General features: G+C 64.8%; 1 protein-coding gene. It reads right to left on the reverse strand.

The features are described from left to right. Positions 1-975, reverse strand: a 975-nt coding sequence (locus GON01_RS16460) for a calcium-binding protein (protein WP_269748910.1), incomplete at both ends; no start/stop codon positions are given.

The raw sequence follows: 975 nt of genomic DNA on the forward strand, positions 1-975 counted from the left end.
GAACACGAAGACATCGTTCCCTTCGCCGCCGGTCAGCTTGTCGCGGCCGAGTCCGCCCATGAGGGTGTCGGCGCCGCCGTTGCCAACCAGCCAGTCGTCACCGCCATTGCCTTGCAGCAGGTTGGCGCCTTCATTGCCGAAGATGCTGTTGCTCAGGTCGTTGCCGGCAAGGTTGAGCGCGGTCGTGCTGGTGGGGCTGGCCGTCATCAGCAGTTCGACAGAGCGATCGGTGCCGAGCGTGTAGTCGATCGACGTCAGAATGCGGTCATAGCCGGCATCGGCGCCTTCGATTACCTGGTCGCGCGCATTGTCGACGATATACCAGTCGTCGCCGGTGCCGCCGAACATTGTGTCGGCACCCGTGCCGCCATCCAGCACGTCGTTGCCGCCGAACCCGGAGAGCGCATCGTCGCCGCCCATGCCGTAGAGATGGTTGGCGCCTTCATTGCCGTAGACGGTATTGACCGTGTCGCTGCCGGCCAGGTCGATCGCCTGGGTGCCGGCAGGCGCGGAGGTCAGCAACAGCTCGACATCGGCATCGGCCGTGAGCCGGAAACTCGACGAAGCGATGACCCGGTCATAGCCTTGGCCGGCATGCTCGATCACCGAATCCGAGCTGCTGTCGACGAGATGCCAGTCATTCCCCGCGCCACCGGCCGTGGTATCCGCGCCACCTCCGCCATCCAGCACATTGTCGGCTGCGTTGCCGGCGAGATATTGGGAAAACTCGTTGCCGGTCAGCCTCACCGCGTCCGTCCCGGTCGCCACCATCAGCTCGATCTCGGTACCGACCGGCAGCCGGTAGCTGACATTCGTCAGGACCCGGTCATAACCCTGGCCCACCCCTTCCACCACCATGTCACTCGCATTGTCGACGATGTGCCAGTCGTCCCCCAAGCCGCCGGACGTGCGATCAACACCCGCGCCGCCGTCCAGAATGTCAAAGCCCGATCCCCCGTCCAACACGTCGTCGCC

It is taken from the genome of Sphingomonas horti (assembly GCF_009753715.1).
GTDB lineage: Bacteria > Pseudomonadota > Alphaproteobacteria > Sphingomonadales > Sphingomonadaceae > Sphingomonas_B > Sphingomonas_B horti.